The organism is Bacillus sp. XF8 (genome assembly GCF_017498755.1).
Classification (GTDB): domain Bacteria; phylum Bacillota; class Bacilli; order Bacillales; family Bacillaceae_G; genus Bacillus_A; species Bacillus_A bingmayongensis.
In genome coordinates this window covers 1-9,446 of sequence record NZ_JAGDQK010000071.1, presented here as the reverse complement: position 1 = coordinate 9,446, position 9,446 = coordinate 1, and the positions used below count along the sequence as shown (strand labels likewise).

9 protein-coding genes are annotated in these 9,446 nt (G+C 34.4%); 2 read left to right on the top strand and 7 right to left on the bottom strand.

Annotation, left to right across the window (positions count from 1 at the left end; genetic code table 11):
• Positions 1-248: 248 nt before the first annotated feature.
• The 6 genes from J4P91_RS27665 to J4P91_RS27640 form a co-directional block, all read right to left on the bottom strand.
• Entirely contained in the window at positions 249-833 is a 585-nt protein-coding gene (locus J4P91_RS27665) for a recombinase family protein (RefSeq protein WP_097906428.1), read from the bottom strand.
• 201 nt (positions 834-1,034) lie between these two features.
• Positions 1,035-1,847 (bottom strand): AAA family ATPase, encoded by an 813-nt coding sequence (locus J4P91_RS27660; RefSeq protein WP_113770790.1) that lies wholly within the window; start codon positions 1,845-1,847, stop codon positions 1,035-1,037.
• Between the two features lie 344 nt (positions 1,848-2,191).
• Positions 2,192-3,103 carry a sigma factor regulator N-terminal domain-containing protein gene (locus J4P91_RS27655; RefSeq protein WP_207996640.1) on the bottom strand — a complete coding sequence of 304 codons (912 nt, stop codon included), beginning with the start codon at positions 3,101-3,103 and terminating at the stop codon, positions 2,192-2,194.
• A complete protein-coding gene (locus J4P91_RS27650; protein WP_207996639.1) occupies positions 3,103-3,594 on the bottom strand; it encodes an RNA polymerase sigma factor in 492 nt (163 codons plus the stop codon). The genes J4P91_RS27655 and J4P91_RS27650 overlap by 1 nt, the downstream gene beginning before the upstream one ends.
• 262 nt (positions 3,595-3,856) lie before the next feature.
• A complete protein-coding gene (locus tag J4P91_RS27645; protein ID WP_243764047.1) occupies positions 3,857-5,173 on the bottom strand; it encodes a Mu transposase C-terminal domain-containing protein in 1,317 nt (438 codons plus the stop codon).
• Positions 5,174-5,192: 19 nt separating this feature from the next.
• Positions 5,193-5,747, bottom strand: a complete 555-nt coding sequence (locus tag J4P91_RS27640) for a recombinase family protein (RefSeq protein ID WP_000904909.1) — start codon at positions 5,745-5,747, stop codon at positions 5,193-5,195.
• A gap of 310 nt (positions 5,748-6,057) precedes the next feature.
• Between J4P91_RS27640 and J4P91_RS27635 the strand changes: the two genes are divergently transcribed.
• Positions 6,058-6,525: a GNAT family N-acetyltransferase gene (locus J4P91_RS27635; RefSeq protein WP_017150530.1), complete on the top strand. Its 468-nt coding sequence runs from the start codon at positions 6,058-6,060 to the stop codon at positions 6,523-6,525.
• A 132-nt stretch (positions 6,526-6,657) separates the two neighbouring features.
• Positions 6,658-7,386 (top strand): MOSC domain-containing protein, encoded by a 729-nt coding sequence (locus J4P91_RS27630; protein ID WP_207996638.1) that lies wholly within the window; start codon positions 6,658-6,660, stop codon positions 7,384-7,386.
• Positions 7,387-8,285: 899 nt separating this feature from the next.
• On the opposite strand, the gene J4P91_RS27625 is transcribed toward J4P91_RS27630, so the two are convergent.
• A complete protein-coding gene (locus J4P91_RS27625; protein ID WP_243764046.1) occupies positions 8,286-8,573 on the bottom strand; it encodes a hypothetical protein in 288 nt (95 codons plus the stop codon).
• Positions 8,574-9,446 lie beyond the last annotated feature (873 nt).

Genomic DNA, 9,446 nt, shown 5'->3' with positions numbered 1-9,446 from the left:
CCTACATGTATCCTCTAGAAAAAAAGAAATAACCTCTACTATAAGTGACGTTGTATGAGCTTAGCTTGATAGCGATGTGGTGCTACCCCATATTCATATTTCTGTTTATCTCTTGAGGAACTTTGCAACAGAACCATCTTGTCTTAACTGGAGGGAGATGAATAGATAATATTAGCCTACTTGAACTGTTGGGCGCATAATCATTTCATTTATAAAATAAAAAAGCAGCGGATTCACTACTTTAAGATCTACATAATCCCCTTTTCCTTTGCTCTCTCATAAAGAACCGTACGGCTTACACCAGTGACTTCACATATCTTCTTTACTGTGTATCCATTCTCTTCACGATTAGCAAGCAGCTCTAAAGCATGCTCCATTTTAGGGTTTTTATCACCGTACTTTTTAGGTCTTCCCTTATAAACACCACGTTCTTTAGCAAGTTCAATACCTTCACGTTGGCGCATTTTAAGCAAATCCCTTTCTAACTGGTTAACACCAGCCATTACAGTGAGTAGGAAAGTACTGTATGGATTATCACTTGTTGTATCAAGCCATGTGTCTTTTATTGATTTAATCGAAGCACCTTTACTTTTAATGACCTCAATTAGTTCGAATAAATCCTTTGTACTACGGCTAATACGAGTTAGATCAGTAACGACAATAGTGTCACCTTCTTTTAAATCGTCTAGCATCAATTGAAGTTCTTCTCTGTTTGTGGTCGCTCCACTTGTCTTCTCTTCATACACATGATCACATCCATAATCATTTAGCTGTTTCAATTGCCTAGCTAAATTTTGTTCTTGTGTAGAAACACGAGCATAACCAATTATCATAATATCTTCCCCTTTGTCCGTTAACATGTTCGGAAATTAATTCTAACTACATAATACCATTTATTTTCCGTACATGTAAACAGGACATTGAGAATAATGATTGTCACTTTTGGAGTTATTTTGTGCTTGTTTTAAGTAATATTTTGCATTATAAGTAAATATTAAAACGCTATCATCATAAAAAACGATAGCGTTTTTTATTTACTTGATTCCGATTACTAAACTATCTCGTGCGGCTTCAACAACTTCTGTTGTTATTGTTTCAAGGTTATTAATTTCGAGTATTCTTTCAATTTGAGTGAACAATCTTTGTATGAGCCTAAAGTTCCCTCCAGTAATCTTTATTATGCTAGTTATTGCCTCATAATCGGAAAAGTCCTCAAGCTTTATAGAAAGTCCTAACTCTCCCCATTTATATTCCAAAATATGATGGGTTTCATCTTTACTAAGTTTATCAAATTCATGGGCGAATCCAATTCTAGAGTAGAGTTGAGGGTATCGAGCTAATCGCTTTTCAATGCCAGGCATTCCAATTAATATCATCGCTATATCATTTCGATCATAGATATCCCTAAGTTGTTCTAAATTTTGTACTTTTAAGCGATCTATTTCATCAACAATAATCAAGTCAATATCCTCATAAGCGTCAGTGGAGTATTTTTCTTCTTCTCCTTTAGTAAGTACTTTATACATAGTTCTTACCATGTTCATTCTAATTCCAATAGTATGAATCTCGTCAGTCATTTTAGTGGCTCGTAAAGCTGGAGCTGTATAAAAAATTGTCCTAGCTTCAAGTATCTTTTCATCTGCATCTTGGCCAATTTCATTTGCTGTTTTATAAGCTATTTGTTTTTCAATGGAATCCCAATTTGCATAATACCTTGAGGACAATGTTTTTCCTACACCCGGTAATCCATAACAAATGCCTATATATTTATATTTAATACATGCATCACAAAACTCGGCAAATCGCTTATATTCTTTTGTTTCAATAAATTTTTGACTTTTATTCATTGAAATACCTCTTTAACTTTGACTTTTTGGTAGGTTCATTTGTTTTGTTCTCTAGATCCTTTTGCTTTGACAAGGCAATTTCTTCTACAACAGTTTTTCCAGAATCGATTTGCTTTTTTAGGCTTCTCCGTATTGTTCATAAATAATAAAGTTGTCTAAAAAATAATAAAGTCCTTTAAAAAATAAAATAGTTGTTTAAAAATATGGTATGGAATTAGATGTTCATACTGTACTTTCTTTTTTCCCTCTATTTTAAAAACAGAAATATTTCGATATTTGTTAAGTTAACAAGAGGACAGATTAACAAAGAAAAGAGACCAAATGTTCATCTGGTCTCTTGCTTATTATTTCTCTGGTTTAATATAAGGGACGATTTGTGCAGTAGCCCCTACAGAAGCACCACGAATAAAATCTTGGTTTTCTAAGGCTTTAAAGTTTGGGGTTTGACCAGTCAGCATTACTCCTAAAATTTTCACTTCATCAAACTGTTTATTTTTATTTAATTTTAAAAACTCCTGGATTGTTTCGTTATCACCACCTGTATCATATTTTTTTAGTGCATCAATAAAGCTATTGTATGCCTCTTTCGGTGAATCAGATGGATTAAATCCATAAACCTGTACACCAGCAGGTCCCTTGCTTTCATCTGCAATTGGTGAAGTCATATACCACCATACGATGTTTAAACTATCGGGAATTTTTGCTTGAATTTCTTTTAATGTATATGGCCGATCGAAAGAAATCGCAACTTCCGCAACGTGATTTTCCATTTGTGAAATTGCCCCTAGATCATTTCGCACACCATTATAGTACTTTTTAATAGATGGATGATAAAATGTCGCAAATTTATTCTTTGTTTGTTTATCATACTCATAGAACTCCGTATCAGACCAATAAAATCCCGGTATTAACTCGTTGTTATCAATATGAAGGCGAAACCAATCATACGAACTTGTGAGTGTGCTCCATTGAACTAAATAGCCATTAATATTTTTAGAACGATTCGTCACAATGTTGCCACCAAACATGGAGGTATTACTCGTAACTTGAGAATCGATTTGAATATTAGGTTCGGCAATTTCATTATGTAAAAAGAGCTGTTCATGAAGTTTTGTAGAACTTTTCGCCGCGAAGTAATTGCCAGTTTTATAAAGGATTGGTAATAGAATAAGTACAACGATAATTGAAGTAATGACGATTTTTAGTAATTGTTTTCGCTTAGCTTTTTTTAACGCGCTCTTTAACGAAGTGTCCATTAATGTTTCCCTCCTATTTTTGAGTGAATAAATTTACGTGCACGAAATAATTTTTGCTTTACACTACTTACTTTAATATCCAAAATAGCCGAAATTTCTTCATATGAAAAATCATAGTAATACTTTAAAAAGAAAACTTCTTTATATTCTTTTTTGACGTCTTTTAATAAATTAAAAATCTCATCCTTATTTAAAATGGCCTCAAATTCGCAGTCTGTATATTGTATCTTTGAATAAATTTCCTCGGTTAAGTAGATGTTCTGTTGCTCCTTTTTTCTTTTCAAGTCAATATATTCATTGAGTGCTACTCTAAAAAACCACGGACGTATATTGTTCTCTGTTAGATCATCTAACAGTGTGTACACTTTGTAAAAAGTATTTTGAATTATATCTTCCGCATCTTCTTTTTTGGCCCCTTTTGCTAGTAATAGCTTGAACACTTCCTCTCCTAAATGGATAAGATAGGAGGCTAGTATATTTTCTTGTTTCATCGTTTGTCCTCCCTATACTTATACAACGAATAAGTAATAATAAATGTATACACTTAAATGAATTAAATAAAAAGTTTTTGATTTCTTAACGGAGGCTATGTTATACGATTCGATTTCCGAAATTAGATAACTTTATTATTCCTGAAACATCATCGAATGAAAGTGGAAAATAATTTTTAAACAACTTTAATAACCTCCTACCAAATTAACAGGCAGGAGGTTACTGCATTTCTAGACACAAAATTAAACAACTTGATTATCACTACACACGTATTTTATTTCGTGCTGAAACAATTTCTTTTAAATCTACTGTATAATCGGAGATTTCAGGGGAAATAGCCGTACATAAGTATTTATCTTGATAAAACATTCGAATCTCCGCGATGTCTCTTGGATCATAACGAATAATAATTGTTTCTCCAACGTATGCAGCTAGATTTGTGTCTATATATCTAAGTCCTTGGAAGTGAATCCCGTCAGAATGAACCTTCCTTGGTTTCGCTACATTTAGCAATAATAAATCAAGACTTTCCAAACTCTCAGGCATATTGGGAAGAAATCCAGAATTATTCCACGCCTGTATAGGTTCTTTTTTTGTTGTACTGTGAACCCTATGGTGATAGTTACTTATAATGAAATTTGATAATTTTTCATCTAATTCTTTAATGGTAAGAAGTGAAGTGCTAGTTTGATTTCCAAAATAACCGGGTAAATCTTGCAGAAACAATTGATTAATGATTAAAAAGAATCTCTCTATTTTCCCACGCCCTCTTGGAACACCAACTGTAGAAAAAACTAGATTAATTTTTAAATCAACTGCTACTTGCTCTAAATGATTGGATGTAAAGTCACTCCCATGGTCTGTATAAAATATTTCAGGAATACCACATATTTGCCAATCGGGATTACTTTTTTTCCATATTGCTTGGTGTAAGACCAAAGATGTATGTATAGCAGAGGGATTTTCAAAAGTTAAGAAATATCCAGCGACTGCTCGGCTATAATCATCTAAAATGATTGTTAGCCAAGGTCTTTCTGGTTTTCCTTTTTCATTTAGAACTATAATGTCTAATGGGGTATGGTCTGCTTGCCAAATTTCATTGGGGTAGCTTGCCTCTCTTCGATGAATTAAATCATATTGATTGTTGTATGCTTTTTGACCATCATGCGCTAACTTCTTCAAACTTGGCGAAAGAGACTGTGATACCTTATGCACTTGATAATAACTTGGTTTTTCCCAGCCTTTTTTCTGACATTGCTCACAAATCATCCGATGAATAGATGTTAATGAATTCCTTTTGTACTTCAATATCAATTGTTCGATCGACACGACAACTTCCGGCTCTAAATGTGTTTTGCCGGCATCACTTCTTGTTTTTCGAATTAAACCTTTTAATCCAAATTGTTTATAGTCCTGAATCCAGTATTGCAGCGTTCTTTTGGCAATACCGGTTTCTTCTATAATAACAGTTAATGTTTTCTCATCAGTAAGATAAGGCGCAATGATTTTATACTTTACCATTGCTTCTCGACGTTGTTCTTCTGAATAAGCCGTTAATGGAGGATGATCATTTTGCATTAATACCCACCTTTCCGATTTATTGTCTTTCTAAATAGCGATAAATTGTAGTGCGAGATACACCCCATTTTTCTGCGACATCTTTAATAGGTGTACCACTTTCAATTAGGGATTTCATCATTTCTATGTCTTTCAATCCAAACTTTTCTGGTCTGCCACCGAGCCTTCCTCTTGCTCTAGCTGCCGCTCGACCGGCAGCCGATCTTTCTTCTATTAAATTACGTTCAAATTCAGCAAAAGCTGCGAATAAGTGAAACATCAATTGTCCTGTTGCATTACTTTTGTCCATTGTTAGGTTTTCTTGAAGACTATGAAAACCAATACCACGTTTATTTAAGTTATTCACAATTTGGATTAAATCTTGCATGTTGCGTCCTAGGCGATCCAATCGCCAAACTACAATTGTATCGCCTTCACGTGCATAATGAATTGCTTCCTCTAAACCAGGACGTTGTTTTTTTGTTCCACTCATTTTATCGTGGAAAATCTTCTTACAACCATATTGAGTTAGTGCATCTGTTTGTAAATCTAAATTTTGTAATCCTGTAGATACACGTGCATATCCAATTAACATCAATTATCACTCTTTCTAATTTTCACTCTATCTCCATTGTAACATAAGATAGAAACACATCGGTTATTGAACATAGAATAATGAACAGAGTTTTATTACATATAAGACAATAAAAAACGCCTCTTTTAAATCAAAAAAAAGCGTGTTCAGAAAAGGACGAGTTTTGGAACAAATAATAATATGTGTGCTTTTTTAACTTTGTTCAGCAATCGGGTCAGATTGTTGAATAACGTAATTTAAATATTTAACCCTTCTGTTTTGTATAAAAATAAATTATAATGAATAATAATTACAACAAGGAGGGATGAATATGTTAATAAAACATGCTACATCTTCTGATGCACCAGTAATTCATGACTTAATGATTAAAGCATTTAAGGAATATGAGAATGTAATCCCACCATCAAGTGCTTTAGAAGAAACTGTTAAGTCAATTTCAGTTGCTCTAGAAAAAGGGGAAAAAGCATTTATTGCTTATGAAGAAAATCATCCAGTTGGAATGGTGCGATTCCAAGTAAAAGATGAGGGTTTGTATTTTTATCGGTTGTCGGTTATTCCTGAAAAACAAGGCAAAGGCATTGCAAAAATGATATTAAAATTCTTAGAGGACTATGCAATTAATATCGGGGTTTCTACAATTTTCTGTAAGGTCAGAATGACTGTACCTAAGAACATACAGCTATATAGTTCCATAGGTTATCATGTTTTTGATGAAGATATCGTACATAAACCAAACGGCATAAATATTAAAGTTATTTCAATGGAAAAAGAACTTTAGTTCTTCAACAAATGGGTGCTATTCTTAAGTAAGGAGGCGCTTTTTTGTATTGGGCATTTTGTGGAGCAAAGGCTGATTTAACTTATTTTTTTGTTAAAATTTTAATAGGGAAATTATTAAGGAGTGAATGAAATGTTAATCGGACATATTAAGGAAATTGTTCGCCATCCTGTAAAATCTTTTCATGGAGAGAATGTAAATCAAACTAAAATTATGGAATATGGTTTGTATGGAGATCGCAGTCATGCTTTTTTAGATGATACAAGACAAGGAAAGTTTTTAACAATTACACAATTCCCAGAAATGGTTCGATATAGAGCAAGATTTGTAGGAGAAGAGTTAATGGAGAAATATCCTAAAGTCGAAATAACGACACCTGAAGGTAAGGTTATCGATTGGGGGGATGAAGAACTTACTCAAGAAATAGAATACAAGTCAGAACGAAAAATCTCTCCGATTACATATACCCCTTCGCATGTACCTTTGGGAGCCATTGAGGAAGAAAACATTCAACTAGTAACCGATGCTTCATTAGATCAATTAACAGCAATATGGGGAAACGCAGAGGTTAATCATCGACGTTTTCGTCCTAATTTACTTATAACATTAAGAGAAAAAATCCCATTTATTGAGGAAAAGTGGTTTGGTAAACGAATGAAAATAGGAAGAGAAGTAGAAATTCAATTAAAAAGACATTGTGAAAGGTGTATGATTATTACTGTTGATCCTGATAATACAGAGAGAGATTCGACGTTACTCAAAACGGTTGTAAAAGAAAGAAATAATCATTTTGGCGTTTATGCTTCGGTGATAAAAACAGGTGAAATTCATGTGGGTGATGAAGTCCTTCTAATCGGATGAATTTATCAAATTAACACCCGTAAAAATGAAACTCTATAAACATGGAGTTTTAAATGAAAGTTACTTTAGATTTTATGCTACTTTTAATTAATCAGTATTCAATAATCGGGCGCTTTTCCGGAGCAACGATAAAAGCCCAATTTCTCAATTTTAATGTGAGAAATTGGGCTTATTTATGTTTACTTATAGTGCAAAATAACGCTTAAAATAAGCGCAAATTACCTCCTAAAGTGACATAATGATGAATTCGTTCACTCTTTTACGTCCATATAGGGTAGACCTAAACAGGACATTTATTTTTGTTCGTTGAGTTTGTTTGTTTTGTTAGTCCTTATCATCCCTTATCGCTCTCAACTGCTCCATTTCCTTCTCCAACGACTTCTCAATCCATTCTTCATCCGTCTTGTTCATCTCACCAATCCGATAACCGAAGTAGATCACCAGTAAAGTAACAAGCGTTCCTATGAAATACCCTATAAGACATCCTAACTAAAACATCCCCTCACTTCCTTCGCAAAATAAAATAAGACACCAAACCGATGACGGCAGCGCCTAAAATAGTAATCCCAATATACATCTTTCAACCTCATTAAATGTCCATTTTACTCAATCAAAAAGAGCACCCGTTTCCGCGAGCGCTCCTTTTAAGGGATTATGAGAATCTCATTAACAATGGTCAAGGTTACTAAAGTTAATGAGGTACAAGTAGTATATGCTTGTCCTCTTCGAAACGTGAAGAAGAGCACCTCTCCAGTAAGCGCCCTTCTTCAATGGGGTAACATGTGTCGGAACAACACTCTGTATAGAATATACGTCTGGATGTTTGTCTTTATTCTCCGTTATTATGTAATTTATATATAACAAAGAGAAAAGCACCCGTTATGGATGCTTTGAGTTAGTTAATCAGTATACGGATGACGTTGTCGTTCGTTACAGTTGCGACATACATACCATGCTCGCAACTCCTGCCTTACTTGGTTCCCTTTCATTACATCTACTTCAAATGGCGGTGAAACAATATCACATATACCATTGTTACACTCACGACATTCTTTTACCTTTTGCTCCCGCTTATGAGATGTACTAACACTCTTCAGCTCATTTCCCCAATTTAATTCCCATTGTTTCTCTTGCTGATTTTCTTCTCCTGCTAATTTCCCTACGAATTTGCCTTCATATTTACGCATTTCGCTTCGTTCCTCTCTGTATTAAAGTTTCTTCCTTATTAATACAAGGGATTGGTAAATAAAAGTCAATACCAAAATGAAAGCCGTCACTGAAGTAACAGCTTTAAAGGGGATGGAAGAGAAACATTCACGAAAGGGGAATTTCGAAATGAATCAATTATAGGATGAGATCACTCTCAATCCTCTCCCAATCACCGCATCAACATAGTATGGCTACACGCCCTGTGTTCAGTGGCTGGGAGAAGAGCAAGAGTCTTCTCGTTTTATGTCCGTAGACTTATATATGTCGCGCTCATTACAGCTTTCGAGGTAATCCCAAACCTCTTTGAACATACAGCGTACTATATGTTCAAAGAGAGCTATGGGAACTCTCCTAGGAAATGGCTTTAATTTGTATCAAGACGTATCATTTCTTCCGACGCCTTGCGTGAACAAACATGCGGAGGCGACAGAGGGGATGACTGTCCCATGTTTGCTCAAACAAAGAGCGGAAGCTCTCTGCCTAGTGAAGATTCGCAGTAATCGCTATAAGTGTAATTTTCATTGTCCCGTCCAAATTGATGAAGAAACCCTTTATTTTTTTGTTAATTTTTTAGAAACGCGATGTTCATTCAATCATGAACAACCACCCCATTTCCATTTTCAAGAGACGACATTAACAGATAAATAGACTTATATTCACCATCAACCCAGAGGACGCATTCCGAGCTGAATGATAAATATAATATATATTTGGAGAACTCTTATCTCCTTGCCCCACAGTAAACCTGGTTCTGGTGCAAAAACTTTAATATATGTGTAAGTAATCTCTAACACTTGGACATACTGATCCTATTACTCTAGAAAAGGTGTGATCGGTATGGCAAAGGAACA